This window comes from Butyrivibrio sp. LB2008 (genome assembly GCF_000621565.1).
Lineage (GTDB): Bacteria > Bacillota > Clostridia > Lachnospirales > Lachnospiraceae > Butyrivibrio.
This window is the reverse complement of record NZ_JHXZ01000016.1, coordinates 100,017-121,781: the sequence shown is the minus strand read 5'-3', so window position 1 is coordinate 121,781 and position 21,765 is coordinate 100,017. Positions and strand designations below refer to the sequence as shown.

The 21,765-nt window shown below is 35.4% G+C and carries 23 protein-coding genes; 20 read left to right on the top strand and 3 right to left on the bottom strand.

The genetic code is table 11. From position 1 onward, the window contains the following. The 7 genes from T356_RS21265 to T356_RS0106165 all read left to right on the top strand — a co-directional run. A partial coding sequence (locus T356_RS21265; protein WP_026513743.1) for a hypothetical protein occupies positions 1–232 on the top strand: 232 nt, incomplete at its 5' end. Between the two features lie 245 nt (positions 233–477). After that, positions 478–1,698 carry an AAA family ATPase gene (locus T356_RS0106190; protein WP_026513742.1) on the top strand — a complete coding sequence of 407 codons (1,221 nt, stop codon included), beginning with the start codon at positions 478–480 and terminating at the stop codon, positions 1,696–1,698. Continuing rightward, positions 1,698–2,240 carry an RloB family protein gene (locus T356_RS18595; RefSeq protein ID WP_081777761.1) on the top strand — a complete coding sequence of 181 codons (543 nt, stop codon included), beginning with the start codon at positions 1,698–1,700 and terminating at the stop codon, positions 2,238–2,240. Before T356_RS0106190 ends, T356_RS18595 begins: the two co-directional genes overlap by 1 nt. 271 nt (positions 2,241–2,511) lie before the next feature. Further along, positions 2,512–2,847 carry a helix-turn-helix domain-containing protein gene (locus T356_RS0106180; RefSeq protein WP_026513741.1) on the top strand — a complete coding sequence of 112 codons (336 nt, stop codon included), beginning with the start codon at positions 2,512–2,514 and terminating at the stop codon, positions 2,845–2,847. A 1-nt stretch (position 2,848) separates the two neighbouring features. Beyond that, on the top strand, positions 2,849–3,601 hold the full coding sequence (locus T356_RS0106175) for an ImmA/IrrE family metallo-endopeptidase (RefSeq protein WP_026513740.1): 753 nt from the start codon (positions 2,849–2,851) through the stop codon (positions 3,599–3,601). Beyond that, a complete protein-coding gene (locus T356_RS0106170) occupies positions 3,594–4,133 on the top strand; it encodes a hypothetical protein (protein WP_026513739.1) in 540 nt (179 codons plus the stop codon). The genes T356_RS0106175 and T356_RS0106170 overlap by 8 nt, the downstream gene beginning before the upstream one ends. A 372-nt stretch (positions 4,134–4,505) precedes the next feature. Continuing rightward, positions 4,506–5,843: an ATP-binding protein gene (locus T356_RS0106165; protein ID WP_026513738.1), complete on the top strand. Its 1,338-nt coding sequence runs from the start codon at positions 4,506–4,508 to the stop codon at positions 5,841–5,843. A 113-nt stretch (positions 5,844–5,956) separates the two neighbouring features. Here the strand turns inward: T356_RS0106165 and T356_RS0106160 are convergent, their stop codons facing one another. Next, on the bottom strand, positions 5,957–7,009 hold the full coding sequence (locus tag T356_RS0106160) for a Wzz/FepE/Etk N-terminal domain-containing protein (RefSeq protein WP_026513737.1): 1,053 nt from the start codon (positions 7,007–7,009) through the stop codon (positions 5,957–5,959). A gap of 167 nt (positions 7,010–7,176) precedes the next feature. On the opposite strand from T356_RS0106160, the gene T356_RS0106155 reads away from it, so the two are divergent. The 6 genes from T356_RS0106155 to T356_RS20775 all read left to right on the top strand — a co-directional run bounded on the left by T356_RS0106155 (position 7,177) and on the right by T356_RS20775 (position 11,383). Next, a complete protein-coding gene (locus T356_RS0106155; protein ID WP_026513736.1) occupies positions 7,177–8,058 on the top strand; it encodes an Rpn family recombination-promoting nuclease/putative transposase in 882 nt (293 codons plus the stop codon). 1 nt (position 8,059) lies between these two features. Next, positions 8,060–8,410, top strand: coding sequence for a helix-turn-helix domain-containing protein (locus T356_RS0106150; RefSeq protein ID WP_026513735.1), 351 nt, complete (start codon positions 8,060–8,062; stop codon positions 8,408–8,410). 78 nt (positions 8,411–8,488) lie between these two features. Continuing rightward, a complete protein-coding gene (locus tag T356_RS0106145) occupies positions 8,489–10,156 on the top strand; it encodes an AAA family ATPase (RefSeq protein WP_026513734.1) in 1,668 nt (555 codons plus the stop codon). 103 nt (positions 10,157–10,259) lie between these two features. Further along, a complete protein-coding gene (locus tag T356_RS0106140; RefSeq protein WP_035780548.1) occupies positions 10,260–10,805 on the top strand; it encodes a helix-turn-helix domain-containing protein in 546 nt (181 codons plus the stop codon). A 4-nt stretch (positions 10,806–10,809) separates the two neighbouring features. Next, a complete protein-coding gene (locus T356_RS0106135; RefSeq protein WP_026513732.1) occupies positions 10,810–11,088 on the top strand; it encodes a hypothetical protein in 279 nt (92 codons plus the stop codon). Positions 11,089–11,128: 40 nt separating this feature from the next. Continuing rightward, positions 11,129–11,383, top strand: a complete 255-nt coding sequence (locus tag T356_RS20775) for an HNH endonuclease (RefSeq protein ID WP_081777760.1) — start codon at positions 11,129–11,131, stop codon at positions 11,381–11,383. Between the two features lie 43 nt (positions 11,384–11,426). On the opposite strand, the gene T356_RS0106125 is transcribed toward T356_RS20775, so the two are convergent. Next, a complete protein-coding gene (locus T356_RS0106125) occupies positions 11,427–12,680 on the bottom strand; it encodes an ATP-binding protein (RefSeq protein ID WP_026513731.1) in 1,254 nt (417 codons plus the stop codon). A gap of 135 nt (positions 12,681–12,815) precedes the next feature. Between T356_RS0106125 and T356_RS18585 the strand changes: the two genes are divergently transcribed. Beyond that, positions 12,816–13,181: an HNH endonuclease gene (locus tag T356_RS18585; protein ID WP_051563198.1), complete on the top strand. Its 366-nt coding sequence runs from the start codon at positions 12,816–12,818 to the stop codon at positions 13,179–13,181. Positions 13,182–13,591: 410 nt separating this feature from the next. Here T356_RS18585 and T356_RS18580 read toward each other — a convergent pair whose 3' ends face one another. Then, positions 13,592–14,479, bottom strand: coding sequence for a PD-(D/E)XK nuclease family transposase (locus tag T356_RS18580; RefSeq protein ID WP_035780547.1), 888 nt, complete (start codon positions 14,477–14,479; stop codon positions 13,592–13,594). 792 nt (positions 14,480–15,271) lie between these two features. Between T356_RS18580 and T356_RS0106110 the strand changes: the two genes are divergently transcribed. From T356_RS0106110 to T356_RS0106085, 6 genes are all read left to right on the top strand, one after another. Further along, positions 15,272–15,796, top strand: coding sequence for a hypothetical protein (locus T356_RS0106110; RefSeq protein WP_026513730.1), 525 nt, complete (start codon positions 15,272–15,274; stop codon positions 15,794–15,796). A 68-nt stretch (positions 15,797–15,864) separates the two neighbouring features. Next, entirely contained in the window at positions 15,865–16,896 is a 1,032-nt protein-coding gene (locus T356_RS0106105; protein ID WP_026513729.1) for a hypothetical protein, read from the top strand. A 194-nt stretch (positions 16,897–17,090) separates the two neighbouring features. Then, positions 17,091–18,140: a hypothetical protein gene (locus T356_RS0106100; protein WP_026513728.1), complete on the top strand. Its 1,050-nt coding sequence runs from the start codon at positions 17,091–17,093 to the stop codon at positions 18,138–18,140. A 135-nt stretch (positions 18,141–18,275) separates the two neighbouring features. Then, positions 18,276–19,445: a WcbI family polysaccharide biosynthesis putative acetyltransferase gene (locus T356_RS0106095; protein WP_026513727.1), complete on the top strand. Its 1,170-nt coding sequence runs from the start codon at positions 18,276–18,278 to the stop codon at positions 19,443–19,445. A 44-nt stretch (positions 19,446–19,489) separates the two neighbouring features. Continuing rightward, positions 19,490–20,728, top strand: coding sequence for a glycosyltransferase family A protein (locus T356_RS20215; protein WP_051563197.1), 1,239 nt, complete (start codon positions 19,490–19,492; stop codon positions 20,726–20,728). Beyond that, a complete protein-coding gene (locus T356_RS0106085; RefSeq protein WP_026513726.1) occupies positions 20,688–21,764 on the top strand; it encodes a polysaccharide pyruvyl transferase family protein in 1,077 nt (358 codons plus the stop codon). Before T356_RS20215 ends, T356_RS0106085 begins: the two co-directional genes overlap by 41 nt. Position 21,765: the final 1 nt, after the last annotated feature.

Genomic DNA, 21,765 nt, shown 5'->3' with positions numbered 1-21,765 from the left:
CTATGAAATTGGAGATGGGCTTACACTCATGAACATAGTTACCAAAAATGAAAACGGAAAAACAAGGGCAGTTCATACCTATATAGGATATGAAGGAGAAGGCTTTGCGTGTGTTGCTCATTCTGAAGGATTGGATGAGCCAGGAGTTATCTACAGTTATTCGAGTCATGTAAGAATGCTTAAAGCAAACCTTCCGTATCTGTTGGATTGTTTCTGGTCTAACATAAAATAAACAGTAGCCGGGATTGATTGGCAATTCAATCCCGGCTACAACTATGTTAATCATTGAGTGGTAAAATCATTGGAAGTTAAGAAATAAATATTTTGGGAACGGTTGTAGTGAAATAAAGGATAAACGTAAAGGAACTCAAATGATTTGAGTTTATGATTACACAATGATATATGAGAAATAATCTCATATATCATTTACAAACCTCCAATCTGGGAATATACTATTCTTAGATTGGAGGTTTTTATATGTTAAGTCAATTTTCTGTAAAAAATTATAAGAGTATAAGGGAAGAAATGACTTTTGATATGCAGGCAGCTGCCATAACTGAACACACTGATCGTGTGGTAAAGGCGAGTAATAATGAGCTTTTTTTGCCGGTTGCTGCTATATATGGTCCGAATGGTGGTGGGAAATCTAATGTTTTGCAGGCGTTGCACTCAATGGAATTAAAAGTGCTTAGACCATTGTATGCTACTGAGGCTGATACGCTAAGTAAACTTCGCGCTAAGAATTCGGTGATAGCGCCATTTAAATTTAATGAAGAAAGTAAGAATAGTCCAACCGAGTTTGAAGTTTTTTTTCTGACAGAAAAGGCGGAGTATCGGTATATTATACATGTGTTAGGAGAGGTAATTGTATACGAAAGTCTTTCAATGCGCAAAGTAGAAACCAATCGAACCACCGAGATTTTTGAAAGAGAAGATGGAAAGATATCCATGGGAGATGGATTTGCCAGATTGAAAGTGAGTCAGGATATATCAGATACACTACCACTCTTGTCATATCTTGGTATTACTTATAGGAAGAACGAAGTAGTGGATGATTGTATTCGCTGGTTTGAGAATGGAATCCGTTTCTTAAATTACGGAAGTCCGTTGCAAGAGTTGAAACTTGCAATAGCTAATTCTACAGAGATTAAAGAATTAATTCTTAATATGATACGTGAGATGGACTTGGATATAGAGGATTTTAGAGTTGAGAAACTTGAAACTGGAGATATTCAAATATATACACAGCATAAAGTGGCAGGTAATGAATATGAAATAAGTCTAGCAGAAGAATCCAGTGGAACGAAAAAGATATTTGGTTTGCTGCCATTTATTGCAGATAGTTTGACCAAAGGAATCACGCTGGTTATAGATGAACTGGATGCTAAGATACATCCTTTATTACTCAAGCATATCGTTATGCTATACAACAATTTTGAAATAAACAAGCATGGTGCGCAGCTTATTTTTACTTCACATGATTTATCTACCATGAATAGTGAAGTATTTAGAAGAGATGAAATATGGTTTGTTGCAAAAGGAAATGAGCAGAATTCAAAGCTGTATTCACTTGTTGAATTTAAGAATCCGGATGGGACATCTGTCCGTAAAGATGCAAAGTTTGATAAACAGTATCTTGAGGGAAAATATGGCGCAGATCCATATCTAAGGAAAATTATAGATTGGAGTGTGATTTAATGCCAAAGAAAGCAGCTATGGAAGCCTGGAAAAGGAAGAGGCGGACAGAGTATCTGGAACAGAAGGAGTTTCGATATTATATTTTTTGCGAAGGCCAGCAAACAGAACCACAGTATTTTAATGGCTTTAAAAAGTATATTGAATCCAATCCTATATACAAAGATATGGTATTGATAGAGATTGAGCCATGTGGTGCTGAAACTATGCGTGTTATAGGTCAAGCTGAAGATTATGTTAGGAAAAATAAAATAGCCAAAGGGCAGATATGGTGTGTTTATGATAAGGATAGCTTTCCTGCAGAAAGATTCAATGGTGTTATTGAAAGAGCAGAGGTATTAAATGCTCAGAATAAAGATGTGCAGTATCATGCGGCTTGGAGTAATGAATGTATAGAATTTTGGTTCTTGTTGCATTTTTCTTACTATACATCTAATAATCATAGGACTAGGTCATTGACATTGCAGTGTCAGAAGCGTACATTAAATTTACCGAGGAAATTGGTATGTAATATTGCTCCAGGTTGTACGTCTCTCTGTATATGAGAATGACCGAACCCTGGAGTTTTTTTGTTGAAGCAATACTGGATATGAGTACAAAAATAATAATATGTAAACGATAATAAAAAGTATGAAAGCATTGCAAAGGAAGTTGAGCTATCTGGGAATTTGGGAATAAATAATCAGGTGGCTATTTTACAACCCACCTGATTATTTTGTGCTTAATTTTGTCATAAAATTTAATAACAATCACATTGAAAATATGACAAAACTATAGTATATTAGATGCACCATAGAAGGAAATGGAGGAAATGATATGATACAGAAGGGTGTTAATGTCAGATTAAAGGAGCTCAGGAAAGAGTGTCAATTGACGCAGAAACAGATTGCAGATTATCTGAATGTGGATCAGACGTTGATTACAAAGTATGAGAATGGGACAAGAACCATGAGTGTTACTGTAATTGATCAGATATGTAATTTGTTTGGGTGTACAGAGGAATATCTGTTAGGACGGAGCGATTCGTACATTCCGCTTAGTTTTGCATTTAGATCAAATGGAATTCAAGGCGATGATCTACAAAGTATTGCTGCAGTAAATAAAATCGCTATGAATATTAGATATATGAATGAGATGATTGGAGAAGAGTAAGATGAAAACTGCACAGGAATTAAACTCTCTCGCATTGGAGACAAGACGTATGCTAGGAGAAGATGGATATTCTCCTATTGATATATTCGCTGTTGTTAATGGATGGAAAGAGAAGAAGATCACTATAGTAAAATATCCTCTTTCGGAAAGAATAAGTGGCATGTGCACTAAAGTCGATGAGGATATAGTAATATGTATCAATTCAACAACTTCATATGGTAGACAACGTTTTACTCTTGCTCATGAACTGTATCATATTCTTTACGAAAAGGTAGAAGGGCGCATTATATGCGATATGAAGATAGCGGATAATAAGTCGGATTCAGAGAAAGAAGCTGACATGTTTGCCGGATATTTGCTCATGCCCTACGATGCACTATTCCAGTATTCAAAGAAAGTGGACAAATGGACATTAAATAAAATAATTGATTTGGAACAGTTTTTTCTCATAAGCCATATGGCAATTATGTTTCGACTGGAAAAAGATGGATATATGGCACCTGATTCATTAGCGGATTATAAAAATGTTACGATTTCACGTGAAGCTGCCAAATTAGGATATGGTAAGGAATTATATTTTCCTGATCAGATAGAAAAGCAATATTTTACTACAGGTGAATATGTTCGAAAGGTTGAGAAAATTTATGATAAAGGTCTGATATCTGAAGGTAAAAAAGAGGAGCTTTTACTTGATGGATTTAGGGCAGATATAGTTTATAATTTTGATGAAGAGGAAGGTAATCTGAATGACTGAAGATTTATTTTTTGATACAGATTGCCTTTCAGCGTTCTTATGGATAAACAACACTAATATTCTTGAAACTTTATATGGCGGGCGAATTGTGTTGCCTGAACCGGTATATCAGGAATTATCTAATCCATGCATTCCACATATTAAAAAGAGAGCGGATGCATTGTTGAAAGGTAATATAGCAAGTGTTCAGGAAATCAATGCTGGTACTGAAGAATATGAATTATATAATGCATTAGTAAAAGGTTCAAAGGGTAAAAAGCAGATTGGAAAGGGTGAGGCTGCAGGAATAGCATTGGCTAAGCAATACAATGGTATTTTGGCAAGTAATAATTATAGAGATATCGCACCATATATTAAAGAATATGGATTAAAACATATAGATGTGGGTCATATACTAATTAAAGCTTTAGATAAAGAAATCATTACTATAGCTGATGGAGATACAATCTGGAAGAAGATGTTAGATAAAAACAGAAAACTTCCGGAGGCGACATTTTCTGACTATCTTAAGAAGCATGATAAAGTAGTCTGAATTAAAGCAAAAAGCGCCAAGAAATGGCGCTTTGTTACTCCTTCTACCTATGGAATGGTAGATGAGATAATATCAAAAATAAATATTATTTCAATACTTTTATAGCTAAAGTCTACTGTTAAAGACCTTTTAGTTTGTCCCCGAGCAGATCTCACTAACTGACACGAGACTGCTCAGGTTGTTGTCAACAGTTCCTGATGGCTCATGGGCAACCCGTCACCATAAGTCCTTTGTACCTTCGGAAGAAACGGTACTAAACACAGAAATTGGTTTTGAAGAAATGGAACAACACTCTTGAAGTCTTGAAGAAACGGTACTATAATCTGTTTATAGTTTTGCAGAAACGGAACAATACTGTTTTGAGGAGATAATATGTTCAAAAGAAAAGCTTTAGAAAAGCTGAAATATTGGAAAGAAAAAAAGGCTCCAAAGTATTCTGTGCTTTTGGAGGGGGCCAGGCGTGTTGGAAAATCGACAATTGCCGAAGAATTTGCAAAGCAGGAGTATAGGTCATATATAAAAGTGGATTTTGCTAACATAACACAGGATGTCCTTGATGTGTTCGATGACATAGCAAATCTGGACATTTTCTTTCTTAGATTGCAAACTGCAACGGGGATAACATTGTATAAAAGAGAATCTGTTATTATATTTGATGAGATTCAACTTATGCCTAAAGTACGTCAGGCTATAAAGTACCTGGTTGCGGACGGGAGATATGACTATATTGAGACTGGTTCTCTGATTAGTATAAAAAAGAATGTCAAGGATATAGTGCTTCCGTCTGAGGAAATGAAAATACAGATATATCCGATGGATTATGAAGAATTTATGTGGGCCATTGGGAATGATACTTATGGCGTATTGCGGGATTTATATAAGCATGGAAAGCCTGTTGGAAATTCCTTAAACAGAAAACTTATGCGGGATTTTAGAATCTATATGGCAGTAGGTGGAATGCCCCAGGCTGTAGAAGCTTATGTGGAAGGCAGGAATTTTACAGAAATCGATGAAGTAAAGAGAGAAATCATAGATTTATATAGAGATGACTTCTTTAAAATCGATGATACAGGACTGATCGGAAGAATGTATGATTCTGTTCCGACGCAGTTGGCAACGGATAAAAGAAGTTATGTTATTTCGGCAGCTACGGGCAAAAAAAAGATTGATAAGGATTTAGAGCGTTTACATGATTTGCTGGATTCAAAGACGGTATTAGCCTGCCATAATGTACTTAATCCGAGCATTGCATTACCTCAAACGAGAGATGATGATACGTTCAAGCTCTATTTGGCTGATACAGGGTTATTTACTACCATGATCTTCAGATCGTCAGGGAAGACGGATGAAAACATTTATACGAAATTGTTAAGTGATTCGCTTCCTGCAGATTTGGGATATTTATACGAAAATGCAGTTGCGCAGGTAATTACTGGATCAGATATGGATCTTTATTATCACACATGGGAGAAAGAAAACAGTTCTCACTATTATGAGATTGACTTTTTGCTTGCTTCAAAAACAAAGATAGTTGCGATTGAAGTTAAGTCATCTGGAATCGGCAAGCATGAATCAATCACAGAATTTCAGAAAAAGTATTCAAAGCATGTTGCGAAGAAAATATTGCTATCACAAAAAGATATAGGCAATAGTGAAATGTTGAAATTATATCCAATATACATGTTACCATTTTTAATTGAGGACCTGTGAATGGATTCATCTTTTGAAGCAATACTGGATATGAGTACAAAAAATAATAATATGTAAACGATAATAAAAAGGATAGTCAAACTGCATGTCATAAGTTGACTATCCTTCTATTTTTACTTGATCACAACTGTGCCTATAATGTTAAGACCTAAGTTTTTGGCAAGTTCTACTTCTTTTTCGATGTTTTCATAGGTTGATTCCCAGATTCTTTCAAATAGAATCAGGCCGCCTGATGAAGTGACTTTGTCTAATGCATCGGTATCACTGAGGATGTTATTTGCAGCATCGACAGAAGTCTTATTTTCACCAAGATATTTCTGAATCTGTGACATGTAGTCTGTTTTTTCTTCAGAAAGAGAAGAGCACATGACAATATTTTTGGCATTGTTATCTTTTGAAAGCGCTAATATGCTTTTGCTGATAAGTGCAAGTCCGTCGTTATCTTTCTTCGAAATAGAACCGAGTATGGGGAGCTTAAACGTTAATCTAAGATCGTTCTCAGTCTTGAGTTTAGGCGAAAGAATGTAACGTGCAGCTAATATCATAAGAATCACAAATGCACACATAAATGCTCCGAACAATGCAAGTTTTATATGTTCCTTCATAGAAACAGGCTCAGCTTCAGGACTGGCAGCTTTCGGTATTAGTTCTTCTTTTTCATCATTATAAGCAAGTCTTCCGATTCTCATATCGAAAACTATTCGTTGTTTCTCGTTAAGAGCGTTGTACATTGCGCTACCGCTTGTTAGCTGATTTACAGTGGTAGTCTGCAGCGAATTGAATTTATACATAAGTTCTTCGGATTGATCTTTATCAAGCTCGGTGTTTGGATCGTAAGAATCCATATATATAAGGAGGTCGTGTTTTACGATTTCTCTGGCTTTCTGATAAATCTCGTAAGTATCAAGTGCAAGTTCCACTTCCTGCATTTCGGTTTCTGTGAGCTTTGGGGGCTCTTTTGTCAAATTATCGGAATCATCTGCCGGATCGGTGGTAGCGGAATCTGTTGTTTCATCAACAGGTGGTGCGGGAGGAACTATATAAGAATATGCACCTCCGAGTATTGTGCCGATGATGGTGAATAGCATGATTTTTTTCCAGAATTTCAGAATATATTTTGTCATGTCTTTAAGATCTATTTGAAGATTATCTCTGTAATTTTCCACGTTAATAAGTCCTTTCATTATGTAAATATATTGTTTACATTGTATACTAGATTTGGTGGAATGGCAATTTGAAATTATGAATATGTTATATTGATATTGACTTTTAATTTTTTTAAGATTAAAATCCGTATATTAGGATAAATTCAAACAAGGCGGTTAGAAATTTTATGGGAACAAAAGATATTACAGAGAAGGCGCTTGAAGACTATAACGATGTATTTGCGGATATCGTTAATGTCCTGTTGTTCGATGGTGCTGATTGTGTTAGACAGGAACAGCTTACGGAGGGGAGTCCATATAGCAACTATACGGAAAATGGCAAAGTACGGGATCAGGAGCGGGATATTTACAAGTATTGGAATAATAATCAGATCAGGCTCGCGGCAATAGGTTTTGAGAATCAGACCGCTGACGAGGCGGATATGCCGCTCAGAGTTATGAACTACGATGCGGCCGGATATCGGGCACAGATTTCCAATGGGAGCAATAGGCGTTACCCGGTTGTATCACTTGTGCTATACTATGGTTACAAGAAGAAATGGAACAAGGCAAAGACTTTGTATGACAGGCTGGAAATGCCTGAAGAACTTAAAAAATATGTTTTTGATTACGGGATGAATCTGTTTCAGATAGCGTATCTTGATGATTCTACTGTTGCAAAGTTTAAGAGTGATTTCAGGTTTGTGGCCGATTATTATGTGCAGATGCGCAAGACGGGGAAATATGTTCCACCAAATGATAAGATAACGCATGTTCAGGAAATGCTGAGCTTAATGAGTGCGTTGACAGATGATAGCAGGTTTGCAGACGTTTATGAGGATGTAAAAGGAAAGGAGCGTGTAAGTATGTGTACAGTTCTTGATGAGATTGAGACAAGAGGGATTGAGAAAGGTATTGAAAAAGGAATAGAGCAAGGAATTGAAAAAGGTAGAGACAACACTCTGATATCTTTGGTGCATGACGGCTTGCTGAGTATCGAGATTGCAGCTGACAGGGCCGGAGTATCAATTGATGAGTTTAAGGCTATGATGAAAAAGGTATATGGTTGACATGACTATAAGAGATCGCATATTTGATAAGTTACATGAAATGAATATAACGCAGAAGGAATTTGCTAAACGTACGGGAATCGCGGAGAGTACGATAAGCGATTGGCGCAAGAAGAATACGAATCCCACAGCAGAGAAGATCATGATCATATGCAAAGTCCTGGATGTTTCGCCGCAGTGGCTGTTGTCCGGAATTGAGACGCACGGTGACAGAGGAAATCCTTCTGAATGGTATGCGATTGATGCTTTGACAGAGAGCGGACGACTTATAAAAGCATTCAATTCAATGGATAAAGCTCAGCAGGCGCGCCTTTTGGGATATGCGGAGGCGTTGAGCAATATGCAGGAATAATGGTGGGAGTATGCTTGATATGTAAGCATTCGAAGTGAAATTTTTGCTTATAGAATAGGCTTAATATTTGGAGAAAAGATGGGACAATTTTTAAATCCTGGAAAAAATTCATATATAGAGGCAGTAAATTCACAGATTTTTATAGATAAGTCTGAAATGATAGCTTTTTTGAATTCTGTCGTAAAGACTAAACAGAAATATGTAAGTGTGTCCAGACCTCGCAGGTTTGGGAAAACAATGGCGGCAGATATGATATGTGCTTATTATGACAGGGATGCCGACAGTAGAGAACTGTTTGAGTCATTGAGACTTGCTGGGTCTGATATATCATATAGTGATTTGGCATGGGATGAGTATCTGGGAAAATTTGATGTTATCAGAATTGTTATGACAGATTTTTTTGACTCGGATGCTTCTTTTAATGATGCTCTAAAAGAAATGCAGAGCATTATCTGTAGGGATATAAAGAAAAAATATCCGGATGTTGATTATTTCAATGATAAAGATCTGATAAAAACCATTGCGGATGCATACACAGAAAATGGAAGACAGTTGGTTTTGGTTATTGATGAGTGGGATGCTGTATTTAGGAATGGGAAAACAGATAAAGAAGAGCAGACCAGGTATCTTGATTTTTTGAGAAATCTTCTAAAGGATAAAAGCTACATAGCTTTGGCCTATATGACCGGAATTTTGCCGATAAAAAAATATGGCAGACATTCTGCACTTAATATGTTTACCGAATATTCCATGATGTTTCCCAGGCAGCTTGCAAGATATACCGGTTTTACCGAAGCGGAAGTGGTTGATCTATGCAATAAATATGGGCGTGATTATGAAACAATAAAGGCATGGTATGATGGCTATGAAGTCAGTGATATTATGCCGCCTGATCCTAATCATGAAGAACTAAGGAATACCGGTAATCCTCCGAAAAGTGACAGATACTTTTTATATAGTCCGTTATCTGTGGTTGAGGCAATTGGAACCGGTGTTATAAAGGATTATTGGAACAAGACTGAAAGCTATGAGGCGCTGGCTGATTATATCATAAAAGATTATGATGGGCTTAAAGAAGCGGTTACTTTGCTTATGGATGGAGCAAGGGTACATGTTGATACATCGACTTATCAGAATGATATGACCACATTTTCAGGAAGAGATGATATATTATCACTCCTTATTCATCTTGGATATTTGGGATATGATGACAATACAAGCGAAGTATATATTCCAAACAAAGAGATTTATGATGAGTTCAAAACATCTACAAAGGGCAGTGAGTGGACTGAAAGCTTTAAGGCATTTGAAATCTCACAAGAATTGCTAGAGGCAACATGGAATAAGGATTCTGATAAAGTAGCTGAGCTTATGGAACGGGCACATGATCTTGCCGGTAATAGAACTTATAATGATGAATCGGCATTGAGCTATGCTGTGCAGTATGCTTATTATGCCGCTCAGAGGTATTATACAACCATACTTGAACTTGATACCGGGAAAGGTTATGCGGATATTGTATTTATTCCGGCTCCCAAGCATGCCGATAAACCGGCAATGGTAATAGAGCTTAAATATAATAAAGATGTGGATACTGCTCTTTCACAGATTAAGAAGCAAAAATACCCGGACAGGTTGGAGCACTATAAAGGAAATATGCTTCTTGTAGGAATTAATTATGATAAGAATGTTTCCAATACCGATAAGGATTTCAAACATCATAAATGTATTATAGAGATGGCTTGAAAGGTAAAGAGCGAGGATAAGGATAACCATTAAAATGATGGCAAAAAGCTATTGATTCACCATCATTTTGATGGTTTAATTTATATATAAGGGGATTCCAGCTATGAATAAAAAATATATTACTCCAACCGGAATATCAGGGAAATCAATAAAGGAGCTAAGGCAAACTCTTGGAATGACACAGAAGGAATTTGCTGAGTTTTGTGCAGTGTCCAAGCCTACTGTTGAAAGGTGGGAAATGGGAGATAAAGAAGTGACAGGCCCGATAAACCTGATTAGCCAGCTTGTTATACTTCATCCGGAGATTGCTGATGAACTTAAGCTTCCGAAGAAAGAATATCCGCTTCGTATGTATTATTATTATAAGGATACTATCTGCACGGTTATAGATATTGATGAGGCAAAGCGACTTATTAGAATCAAGAATTATGCCAAAAATATCATGTTCAGAGCTTTTGGAGTGAATGAAACTCCCTCTTTTGAGGACTATGAAGAATTCATAGAATCGAGATGTTTTCCGAGGACAAGGGATAAGATGAAGATTATGCTTGAAGGTTTAGGCATTCCTTTTTACGATCCTATTCTGATTGTTGAAAAAACAGGTGGACGCATGGCTGAGGATGATTTTTGGATAAAGATTGAAAGGTGAGATCATGATAGAACTTTTAGAGGAAGAATTAAGAAGCTTCAGCAGACAATCATCAAAGGGAAATCAGCTTAAGGGCTGTAAGGATGGCAAATGGTACAAGGCTGATTATGCCGGTTATGAAGGGCTTGCAGAATATGTTATATCGGCTCTTTTGAAGTTTTCTTTTACCAAGAAGGATGTGGAGAAAATCTTGAAAGCTGCGGATAAGTATGGAAGCGAAGTGATTGAACGTGTACGAGACGTGATTTATGAACAGATGAGGAGATATTTGTATCTTTTCTGAAATGAGAAAAGATGGAATAAGATGAAAGTGAGACTTAAACATGCGAACCCAGAAGCAAAAGAAACTGACCACAAAACGCATAATCCTCAAAAAGACCGACGGTCTCTGCGCAAAGTGCGGCAAGTCGCTCACACTCGAAAAGACAACTATTGACCACCTTATCCCCAAGTATAGAGGTGGAACGGATGAGCTCAGCAACCTGATACCTATGTGCAAGCATTGCAACAAACAGAAGGGATCGAGGATTGTGGAAGAGGGGGAATTGACGTATCTTGAGCCGTTTTATAGGCGATAAAAATAAACCACCGGCAAAGCCGGTGGTAATGACGATATAAAAATCAATGTCTTTTATATCTTGTGCTTCGACCGCTACCATGAGATTCTATATATCCTGATTTCTTTAAGCCATTTAAGGTTCTTATGGTTTTATCTTTGCTCCAGCCGAGCGCTTCAGCTATTTCCGTACGTGAAAGGATAATACCCTTGTATAGAAGGGTAAGCAATCTTTTCTCATCATTCGTCGCTTTATAATCGGTTGTAGTTGTCGGAAGAGTTACCAAAACGGAATTGTCAAATATTTCAAAAATAGGTTTATTTGCATAATCAGCGTAGGTTTCGTTGATTCTACGAATACCTGTTCCGAACATTTCAATATAGTTCATGCGGAAGAACAGATTTCCTATTATAGGGTTTCTTAAATTAGATATGTTTCCTCTGAGGTATTCTTCCTTTGTGAGTCCCTTGGGTAATCCACCCGGAGATGCGATTTCTATTTTGTCTTCAAACATTGATATTTTAATATGTGAATTGATATCCCATGTCCTATGAACAAGTGCATTTGCTATTGCTTCTCTGAAAGCTGCTTCCGGGATACGTTCTATTTCCTGACGTTCCATTCCGACTATCTGTTCATATTTATAATTTCTTCTGAACACAGAAATGATATCATCATATTGCTTCAATACAGAGCAACCTGAAAAAGTATTTCTATCAAGTATTTCGTTAATGCTTTTACCGAAGACAGCATAGTCAATTCCGGGAAAAGAGTTTTTATCGGCAAATAGAGAGGCAGCAATGTTATATTTTTTTTCTTCTGAGAAAAAACCAAACGTTCTTAACATATCGTCGGTCAATTTGGATATTCCCAACTTTTCGACCAATTTGGATTCTAATATGGTAAAAGAGAGCGCCTTATCTTCACAAGGTAAGTCTTCAAAATACAGATTACTACCTTCCAGAGTAAGTCTTTTTAAATCCATTTGATCTACTTCAACGGAAGCTGTATCGCTTCTACGATAAGCCTTCCCTTTGTAAAGATAAGGCTTATACCTTCCTTCATTTACCGAGAGGATTACCAGCTTGTTTTTTCGATCGACTTCCAAAGAATAGTCGGGCTTTGGATGGATGCTGTCATTTATCTTTGTTTCAACATCAATACAGAACTGAGTTGGATTTTTGATGCCTTGGATAGAACCATCATCACGTCTTCCGAATTCTATTGCTCCGGAACCATAGTTAGCGTATGCGCTTACTGTTTTTAGAAATGAATTAGTCATGTCTGACTTAAATTCAAGTGTCTTGTTTTCTTTCATAGTGGAATCTCCTTCTATGAATCTACTATACTATCGTTGCAACGAAAATGCAACGAAAATGGAATCGTTGCATTTTCGTTGCGATGATTATATTCCATAGTATTTCTGCATATTTTCAATTTGTGTGAACAAAGAATGCAAAAAGTTGAATTTGCATTCGTAGAAAAAGATGTTTACGTAAATCATTATAAAAGAAAACACATAATCCTCAAAAAGACCGACGGTCTCTGCGCAAAGTGCGGCAAGCCGCTCACACTCGAAAAGACAACCATCGACCACCTCAACCCCAAGTACAGAGGAGGAACGGATGAGCTCAGCAACCTGATTCCTATGTGTAAGCATTGCAACAAACAGAAGGGATCGAGGATTGTAGAAGAGGGGGAATTGGCGTATCTTGAGCCGTTTTATAGTAGTGAAAATATTTCAGAACTAAAAAAGCGTATAGAGGATATAGAGGCTGGCCGTAATATTCATGAGCAAGATTTGATTGAGGTGGATTAATATGGAAAATATGGAATGATAAATAATGCAGAACATATATATCATCAAATAACTGAATATACGTAAATTTAAGATATTATTTTTAAATATGTTATCAAAGAATTTCTGGATTTCTTCTTTAGGAAGATTAGGGATATATGCAATAACAAAATCGAAAGATGCATCGTTTTCGAAAAGGCTTTTTGACGTTTTTTGTGTGATTCTAGCCTTCCTTTATTTTCAACTTTATATAAAATATCACACATAGTAGAGCTTCCTTCCACAAATTATCCTTTAAATATATCATATACGATTAGAACGGATAAAAGCATTAATGTAATTTAAATCAGCAGGGAAGGCGTAGGAGATGCGTCTGAATACTTAATGCATGTAGTTCAAGGATGACAATATTGATTTTTATGTATATACGATTATTTATCGGAAATTCCGTGTTCTTTGAGGAGTGCCTGGAGACGGGAAACTTCATCTTTGAGTTCTGATTTCTCGTGCTCGCTATTTTCAATTTTCTCTTCTAAATCATCAATAATCGGCTGAAGTTCCTTCTTGGCATCGATAACCCCTGAGGCGTATTGAGTGGCCATCTGTTCTCTGTAACGACGCTGGCCTTCAAGAAGCTCTTTGGCTTGATTGTCATAATTAAGTTCAAAAATCATAGTGCCCACCTCCTCTATTGCAGGATTATCCTTTGCAAGGGCTTTGAAATCTTCCCATGTTGTAGCTTTAAAAAGATTGGCCCAGTATAAAAGGTTATTGCTGATATCTTCTTTTGTAGCCAATTCTGTGTGGTTTAATTGTAGCACGTTTATTCCGATAATATCAGAGTATAAATTGTGATTCTTCACATTTAGTAATTGATACTTCGAATAAAACTCGGGACTTGCGTCTGAAAGCAGATTCTTGTCAGTTATGCAGTAAAGAGTAGTCGGTTTAAGTTGGGTATAATTGTCACCACGGTCGATACTGTCATAAGCTCTGCAAAGATATAGAATAGAACGCTGAATCCATTGCTCTTCAAAATACATCTGCAGCTCGATATTCATGATCTCATTGTTGTTCAGCGTGAGCTTGATATCCATGATTGTTTCCCTTGCTGCGTTATTAAGGTCGATAGGATTCTCAACGTGAATATCCTTTACTTCAGACGGTGTGATTCCCTTCAAGGCGCAGACAAGTCCTGTAAGCGCACCCTTAGATTTCTGCATGACATAGTGAAACATCATGTCGCTTTGCAGGGTGTACTCAATCTTGCCTGTGGCAGTTTCGTAAGTTTGCCCCTGCTTTAAGTTTTTAGTCTTCATATTAGAAAAACCTCCTAGAAAAAAATAGATGGCATAAAGCCTAGAAGCCGGCGAGAATGACTTGATCAAGTCGACCGACAATGACAATTCTATCAGACAAATCTTAAGAAATACCGTCGAAAAAACTTAAGATTTTTTGTAGGGACAAAAGAAAGAAGAATTAATAAAAAAACAGATAGCTAGAGTTGATCGAATGCAGCAGTGAAAAGAAGAGCCGCCTACAATGTGACTTGGGTGTAATACAGTTTTCAAGTTCAAAAATCAGCACAAAATAAACTGTATTTTATATTTTATATTTTTTTAATAATGATAATATTTCATTTGAAAGCACATGAATATATAATGGCTATTACATACTTTATAAAAATGAAATGGGGAGGAAATAAAAATAATACACTAAAGAAAGTAAATTAGTTGCCGATATACTTATTGGATGTAAGAAAAAAGGGGAAAACTACATATTGTAGAGAGTAGTGCAAAGCTACCATATATGGAAGAAAAATTGACAGTATGTCACACGCTCTTTATAATAAAAAGTATATTATTCGGCAAAATAACGTATACGAATTAATGGGAGCATATGAAAAAAATCGGGGGCGGAACATGTAAAATCTGATTCAGACATATACGTCAGAAAGCGCGGGTGATTTATGATGCGAATCGCGCAAAAACATGGAAAACCTAAGCATTGCGGCGTACAGGGGAGAGAACCTCCTGATACGATTTATGCAACTACGGAGATTCCGCCATAAGTAGCAAAGTGAATAAGAAAAAATTCATTTGGAGGGTAATGTGGCTAAAGAGAGCAATCAAAAGGGTAATGTCGCCAAGATAGCAATTATTGCTGCAGTTGTCGTCATAATTGCATTGTTGATTACGGTTATAGTACTTCTCACGAAAATGTCGGGTAAAAAAGAAGAGACCAAGAGAAATATGGTCGTTAATGAGACTAATGCCGAACAAATTGCAGAAGAACTTATAAACGAGCCGTATGTTGCGCCGGGATATTACAGCACGCAGATGAGTACAGAATGGCATTTCACAACAGGTGATGCTGTTTCTGAAGATGCGTATGTAAAAAATGATGCCGGTAATACAAATGATGTATATTTTGACGTATTTTTGGAAAGTGATGAGAACACCCCTATTTTAGAGTCACCTGTGATTCCTAGAGGATCCGAGTTTAAGGATATTAAATTGGATAAAAAGCTTGATGCAGGTACTTATGATTGCGTGATGGTATATCACCTTGTAGATGAAAATCAGGATACTGTAAGCACATTAAGAGTAGCCTTTAAAATTTTTGTAGAAAATTGAATATCAAACGGAATAACGAGGTTCCAGGATGGAACAATTTGTAAACATAACTCAAGGAGGAAAATGTTATGCGTAAAACTAAGAAAATGATGGCAGTTGCACTTTCAGCAACAATGGTATTGGCAAGCAGCCTTACAGCTTTTGCAGAGGAGCCGGTTAAAACTGGTAACACAGAGGGTGCAGGAACTTCTGAAGGTCACGTAGAAAAAGAATTGCTTAATGTTGTACTTCCAACAATTGCAGAAGGAGCTACACCGTTCAGTTATACAATGGATCCTGAGAGACTTGTCCAGGCAACAAATAAAGCCGCCCATGAAGGTAAGACTTTCCCTGATAAGGATAGTGATAAAGGAGTATATTTCCTGGCTGCAGCGGATACTTATGCTAATACCAGTGAAACGCTTACAGTAACAAACAAGAGTAGCTGTGCGATTGATCTGACTGTTAAGGTACAGGCAGTAGCAAGTGCAGGTGGAAAAGATATTGGTCTCGCAACAGATGATGAAACATTGACAGATGGTGATAAGCCTTTACTTTATTTGGGACTTAATGTTGGTGATGAAACAACTGTAGTTTCCGGAACAGAGCAGACTGTTACTAATAAAATTGAAGGTGTAGCAGAGAATTTCGAGGTTGCTGTTGACGATGGTGGAGACTATGTTTATCAGCAGAAATCTGGTGCAGCAGATAATTCTTGGAAGAAAATTGATCTTAATATGGAGGGAGCAGTTGGTGAACTTCCTATTACATCTGAAACAACAGCTCCTACTGTTAAAGTGACATGGTCATGGGATAAGGCAGCTACAGATGCAGCACCTTCTATAGCAACAACATCCTATACTTTGGTTGCAGATACACCAGTAGCAATAAATGTTAATCTTGGAGCAGGAAATTTGGCAGCAACTAGCGTAACAGCTCTTAAGAGTGGAACACAGGCTCTCCCTTCTGATGCATGGTCATATTCTAATGGAGTACTTACTATAACTGCAGCAAGAGTAAATACTCTTGTAAATGCGAAGGTGACTAGGACGTATACAGTGGTATTTAATGACGAAGCAAAGACGACTGTAGATATCACATTGAACGGTAGTGGAGAATAATTTTCTAGAATAAACGATAGTATTTGCTGTGAAATAATCAGCGAAAAAAGAGAAGTAATCGGTTGTTTACAGCTATTACTTCTCTTTTTTATGGAGTTGTTATTTTGTAGCCTCGTTCATATTGTTGTTCTGATGATATTAGGTATAAAATATAGAAGTGATCTATGTGAATCTTGGATAATACAGGAGAATGTATGAATTTTAGATTATTAGCTGAAGACTGTGTTGAATATAAAGATAAGATATTTTTTTGTTCAACTAACTGTAATGTTATTTTTTCTCTTAATAGAAATGATAAAAGAATAGTATTAGAGAGTTGCATTCCCGAAGAGGGAGCAAGTGCAAGGCGATTATCATCAAAATTACTTATCTGGAAAGAATCAATAATATTTGTTCCTATGAATTCAAAAAAGATGTGGATATGGGATATTAGTAACAATAAGTGGAGTTCAATTGATATACCAACATTGGGAGTTACGAAAAATAGATTTTTTCAAGCATGTATATATGGTGATTATATATATATGATTGGCTGTGCAACACCGGCAATAGTTTGCGTAGATATGACTTCACATGCGGTGAAAATGATAACTTCGCCTTTTTCAAGTCTATTAAAGAGAAAAAGGCGCGAAGAGGATATTATATTTAGAACAAACTATGTTAGATTATGTAATTTTATTTATTTAGCATCATGCGTCGATAATTCTGTTATAGAGTTTAACTTAGAAACGGAAGTTGTAAAAATATATTCAGTGGGAAATAAAGAAAATCGATATTCTGGAATTATATATGATGGAAAATATTTTTGGTTATGTCCGAGATATGAGGCAAAAGTGTTTAGATGGGAAAAAGATTTAAATGAGTTAGTTGCATTTGATATTAATATAAGCACGAATGAAAAACATATTTTGGGAGGAATATGTAAAATAAATGAAAAACAGTTTTTACTTGCTGCTATATGTGGAGGATCGATTATTTTTAGCGAGCACAATGGCGTGATTAATAGTAAAAGTAAAAATTCAAATTATTTGTTTGCAAAGAAAGAGTATGATCACATATATATGCTTGATGATAATTCTACATACACTGAAATTTATAGAGAAAAAAGATCAGACGTGATATTGGAAATAGATAGAGAGAAGCTATGGCGATTTATACGTGAAAGAAGACAGTTGAATGTCAATTTTTGTATCCAAGAAAATAAATCATTTGAATTACAAGACTACATTAAGGTTATTGGATGAAAGTAGAAAAATACAAATGGTATATTTTATGTAATACAGCATGTAAAAAATATAATTTGCAGATTTCGAGATGCAAAATAGCACAAATGATTTGGCTAATCTATCAAAGAATTTTTGTTTGCTTAGGGGATTTTTATGAAAAAAATAGTTATGTTTGGCACGGGGATTGAAGCAGAAAAATTCTTTTGCAGATATTCATCGAAATATCATGTCGAATTTGTTATTGATAATTATCGGGGTGGGTCAGAATTTCATGGTTTACCTTGCTACAAATTAAATGAAGTGTCAAGTGTTCTGGGCGAAAAATATGTGGTATTAGCAGTTGGGAGAGATATATACAGAGAAATATCAAATATCTTAAAGGATATGGGGCTTGTGGAATTCTCAAATTTCATATGGGGAGCATATTTTGAGAAAAAAATAGCAATACTATATGGAAATTGCCATGTTGGTGCCATTGCAGATTTTTTAAAACAGAGCTATGAGTTTGCAAGAATATATTCTATTCAATATTTTTTTGTTAATGAATTAGAAAAAGGGGAATTATATCCGAGAGAAGAAGAGGTTAAAAATGCTGATTTATTAATTGTTCAGGATCTTCGTGAGGATAATAAACTTGGAATTCCCGGTGCTGAGTGGATAAAAGCTCATGCTGGGAAAAAAACAAAGGTGGTTGTGATTCCAAATTTATGGGGGATAAATTTTGTTTGGCCACAAATTAGAATAAACAGATTAGAATTTGAGAATCTGCTAATAAGGAAACATATAAATAACAATGCAGTATTAGATAAAGATAGTGAGATAGTAAAGAAGCTAGCAAGAGGGATTATTGGTCATCATGATGCTTTTCTTGATGCTAATATGAATACGGATACAGTTTTGTTAGGGGAAAGAATAAGAAATGAGGAGATTTTTTCAAATGAGGAGATTGTCAGATTATTTTCTTCAGCTATCGAAAAACTGAAAGGAAGAGAAGATAAATGCGACATTAAGATTTCTGATTTTATTTTGGAAAACATATCAAAAATGCAATTATTCTATGATATAGGTCATCCTCATGAGAATATTCTGCTCGAGAAAACGAATAGGATTTTGGATTTTCTCGGGATTAGTCGTTTAAGTAAAGCATTAGTACATGTAAATGCTTATGATCAAGGTGAGATATTTGTATATGGATGTGTTCGAAAAGTGCATGAGATGAAATGGGAGAAAGAGGTGATTAGAAGCCACAATACAATATTTACGCTTGATGGTCACGGAATAACCTTGGAAGAGTATATAGATGCTTATAAAGCGTGGAGATAATATTTTTCTATCCAATATATTGTAAACGAAAAAGAGGAAAACGTATGAACGCTGTCAAGGGTTATGTAACAATTATAGTACCGTGCTTTAATGGTGGAAAATATGTTTATAGATTCCTTGATTCTTTGTTGATTCAAAGCTATAAGAAAATACAATTGATTTTTGTAAATGACGGTTCTACAGATGAAACAGAAACAGTTTTCAATGAATACATGGGCCAAATTATTAAATGTAATAAAGAATTTAAGTACAAATATATTAAGCAAAGTAATAAAGGGCAGGCAGCAGCAATTAATGCGGCACTTCCATTTGTTGAAGGCGAGTATTTGATGTGGATGGATTCGGATGATTATATTTCTCCAGAACATGTAGAGGTCAAAGTTGATTTTTTAAAGAAAAACCAAGAATATCAAATGGTTATGTGTAGAGGGAGAGTTGTTGACGAAAATGATATCGGTGAGGTTAAAAGATATCTTGAGTATAAAAATATATCTGGGAGTTTATTTAATGATATCTTATTAGAGTATTGTGGATGTGCCAATGCGCTATTTCTTGTAAGGTCATTTGATTTTTTTGAAATATTTAAAGATGGAAAGATATATGAAAGCAGGATTGGGCAAAATCTGCAAATGTTATTACCGCTTACATATAAATTGAAGGTGGGACACATAAATAATTGTTTGTTTTCTTATGTGGAGAGGAGTGATAGTCATAGCCACAACTATAACACATTGCAAGAGATTGATAGAAGGATAGTTGGGGTATTTGAATTAAAATATATAATTATTGGTAAGTTATTTGAGCAATCAATGCAAAAAGTTCAAAAGTTGAATACGATATTGGGAAAAAGAAAATTACAGCAAAGAATAGATTCGCTTTGTTTATTTGATATTAAAGAAAATGACAGACTATTGGCAGAGAAAATTATTGATGGAATAATACAAAGAATCAATATGAAAAAATCAAGATTCTTGATATGGGGGTATACAGAAAAAAATATAAAGCTCAGAGAGTATCTGCTTCAATTTGGAAAAGTAACAATATGTGGTTTTATTGATTCGGATTTGCAGAAGCAAAACATTGACTGCGTTATTTCTCCAAAGGAGATAAATAGTGATGATTTTATTATAATTTCTGTAAAAGTATATAGTGAGATAATAAATGAATTATGCAAGAAAGATTTAAAGTTAGATAGGGATTATATATATATTGATTATGAGGTGAAAAAGGAAATTAAAAATTATGATAAAAGTTGGGATAGCGACATTTCAATTTGCAGATAATTATGGGGCAGTATTACAATGCTTTGCGTTAAATAAGGCAATAAGTATGTTTGAAGATGTATCTGTTAATGTAATCAATTATTTTCCTTATAGTTTTGCGTATCGAAAAGTATATGAATCGGAATATGACAAAGTAAGATGGTATAGTAAGAGAAAAAAATTTAAAGAGTTTCTTATCGAACAATGTGGGATGGATGAACAAACAACGAATATTATTGATGGTAGAGGATATGATGTTGTTTGTGTAGGAAGTGATCAGATATGGAATCCTAAATGGGATTATAAAGAATATTTACTTCAACATGTTGGTAAAAATGTAAAGAAAATATCATATGCGGCTAGTTTGGGGTGTTCTGTTAACGAGGCAATGGTAAAGAAAGAGTTTTTTGATGATGCTCTATCTAAATTTGCAAATCTATCAGTAAGGGAAGAGGAACATACAGATTTTATTTCTGAGATGTCAGGGATTAAATGTGAGTGCGTGCTTGATCCTACGCTTTTGCTTGATGTAGATTTGTATAATGATCTTCTTGAAGGAAATGATTTTTACAAAGAAAGTAAAAATGATTATATATTTTTTTATTGGTTAGACCATGATCAGAATGTATATAAAACAGCATCTCTTGTGAATGAAATAGCATCAAGAAGAGGATTGAAGGTAAAACATACTGTATGGCAAAAAAATTCTGAGATTTTGTTTCCTGATGGTGAATGTGTATTTTACGAGAGTATAGAAGGCTTTTTATCATTAATAAAAAATGCGGCATATGTGATCACAAATTCGTATCATGGAACTATTTTTTCTATAAAATTTGGAGTTCCATTTTATACATATGTTGTAGAAAGCATGAAGAGTAGGTTTTCAACTTTACTTACCTATGGTGATATTAAAGAAAGATTATTTGTAAGTGAATTGCCACAGATTAACGATGATATAGATTTTGAATTGATAAACAAAAAAATAAATGATAAACGAGAAGATTCAATCAGATATTTAAAGAATGCAGTCATGACAAATTCTTTGGAAAAGGGTTAAT

Coding starts and splice junctions, on each gene's coding strand:
- T356_RS18585 (WP_051563198.1), top strand. CDS start 12,816: ATGCAAAAAGTTGAATTTGCATTCGTAGAAAAAGATGTTTACGTAAAT.
- T356_RS0106105 (WP_026513729.1), top strand. CDS start 15,865: ATGCGTAAAACTAAGAAAATGATGGCAGTTGCACTTTCAGCAACAATG.
- T356_RS0106155 (WP_026513736.1), top strand. CDS start 7,177: ATGGGAACAAAAGATATTACAGAGAAGGCGCTTGAAGACTATAACGAT.
- T356_RS0106145 (WP_026513734.1), top strand. CDS start 8,489: ATGGGACAATTTTTAAATCCTGGAAAAAATTCATATATAGAGGCAGTA.
- T356_RS0106125 (WP_026513731.1), bottom strand. CDS start 12,680: ATGAAAGAAAACAAGACACTTGAATTTAAGTCAGACATGACTAATTCA.
- T356_RS0106135 (WP_026513732.1), top strand. CDS start 10,810: ATGATAGAACTTTTAGAGGAAGAATTAAGAAGCTTCAGCAGACAATCA.
- T356_RS0106140 (WP_035780548.1), top strand. CDS start 10,260: ATGAATAAAAAATATATTACTCCAACCGGAATATCAGGGAAATCAATA.
- T356_RS0106095 (WP_026513727.1), top strand. CDS start 18,276: ATGAAAAAAATAGTTATGTTTGGCACGGGGATTGAAGCAGAAAAATTC.
- T356_RS0106170 (WP_026513739.1), top strand. CDS start 3,594: ATGACTGAAGATTTATTTTTTGATACAGATTGCCTTTCAGCGTTCTTA.
- T356_RS18580 (WP_035780547.1), bottom strand. CDS start 14,479: ATGAAGACTAAAAACTTAAAGCAGGGGCAAACTTACGAAACTGCCACA.
- T356_RS18595 (WP_081777761.1), top strand. CDS start 1,698: ATGCCAAAGAAAGCAGCTATGGAAGCCTGGAAAAGGAAGAGGCGGACA.
- T356_RS20215 (WP_051563197.1), top strand. CDS start 19,490: ATGAACGCTGTCAAGGGTTATGTAACAATTATAGTACCGTGCTTTAAT.
- T356_RS0106180 (WP_026513741.1), top strand. CDS start 2,512: ATGATACAGAAGGGTGTTAATGTCAGATTAAAGGAGCTCAGGAAAGAG.
- T356_RS20775 (WP_081777760.1), top strand. CDS start 11,129: ATGCGAACCCAGAAGCAAAAGAAACTGACCACAAAACGCATAATCCTC.
- T356_RS0106165 (WP_026513738.1), top strand. CDS start 4,506: ATGTTCAAAAGAAAAGCTTTAGAAAAGCTGAAATATTGGAAAGAAAAA.
- T356_RS0106150 (WP_026513735.1), top strand. CDS start 8,060: ATGACTATAAGAGATCGCATATTTGATAAGTTACATGAAATGAATATA.
- T356_RS0106085 (WP_026513726.1), top strand. CDS start 20,688: ATGATAAAAGTTGGGATAGCGACATTTCAATTTGCAGATAATTATGGG.
- T356_RS0106175 (WP_026513740.1), top strand. CDS start 2,849: ATGAAAACTGCACAGGAATTAAACTCTCTCGCATTGGAGACAAGACGT.
- T356_RS0106100 (WP_026513728.1), top strand. CDS start 17,091: ATGAATTTTAGATTATTAGCTGAAGACTGTGTTGAATATAAAGATAAG.
- T356_RS0106190 (WP_026513742.1), top strand. CDS start 478: ATGTTAAGTCAATTTTCTGTAAAAAATTATAAGAGTATAAGGGAAGAA.